The following is an 873-nucleotide window of genomic DNA, read 5'->3' as shown; positions in this document are numbered from 1 at the left end:
AGTACACCCCGACCGCGCCGGTGGACCCGCCCCCGTCCCGCCGTTCCGGCTCCGGTCGCGGCGGCAACCGGCTCTGGCAGGTCGTCGTGGGTGGCGCCGCCGTGCTGGTGCTGCTGGCGCTCTGCGGCATCGGCGCCGCCACCGTCCTGATCGAACGCACCACGAAGATCGACCGGGCAGCGCCGGGCAACCCGCCCGGCACCGCCGGCCCCAGCACCGAGCCGACCGCCGGCGACCTCGACTCGCGGGACACCGACCGGCAGCCGCTGACCGCCAAGGAGGTGTTCCCCAGCAAGAAACTGGTGGTCACCGACGGCCAGCCCGCGTACGAGGTGCGGAAGACGCACTCCAGCGGCAGCTGCGCGGTGGCGGCCGCCGGCGAGATAGCCGACCTGCTGGTCCGGCTCGGATGCAGCCAGGTGGTCCGGGCGACGCTGCGCACCTCCGACGGCCAGCACCTGGCCACCTCCGGTCTGTTCAACCTTCCCGACAAGGGCACCGCCCAGCAGGTCCACGACCGGATCCGGCAACTGCTCGACGAGCGGCAGGGCCGCTTCCGGGGAATGGCCGCCGGCGACGGCACCGAGGCGGTCACCAAGGCCGCGGCCCGGGTCGGCTGGCAGGTACGCGGCCACTACGTCGCCTACTGCCTGGTCGTCCGTTCCGACGGCGAGGCGCTCCCAGCCAACGACGGCAGGGCCCGCGAGATCATCTTCGACATGCTCGAGCTGCACCTCAACCAGACGGTGCTGGAGCGACGCATCATCGGCGGCACCGCGGGACAGCCCACCACGAGGGCCCGGGAGCGCGCCGACAGCGGGGCCGGTGAGGACCTGTCCGGCGACTGAGCCGACAGCGGGCGAGGCCCGGCCC

Annotated in this window: 1 protein-coding gene; it reads left to right on the top strand. The window is 73.9% G+C overall.

All coding sequences use genetic code 11. The features are described from left to right. The coding region (locus tag E1193_RS31485) for a hypothetical protein (RefSeq protein WP_165945879.1) at nt 1-848 on the top strand (848 nt) is incomplete at its 5' end. Nucleotides 849-873 lie beyond the last annotated feature (25 nt).

This window comes from Micromonospora sp. KC606, assembly GCF_004348675.1.
In the GTDB taxonomy this organism is placed as follows: domain Bacteria; phylum Actinomycetota; class Actinomycetes; order Mycobacteriales; family Micromonosporaceae; genus Micromonospora.
Note: the sequence above shows the minus strand (reverse complement) of the source record. Positions and strands in the feature narration are given on the sequence as shown.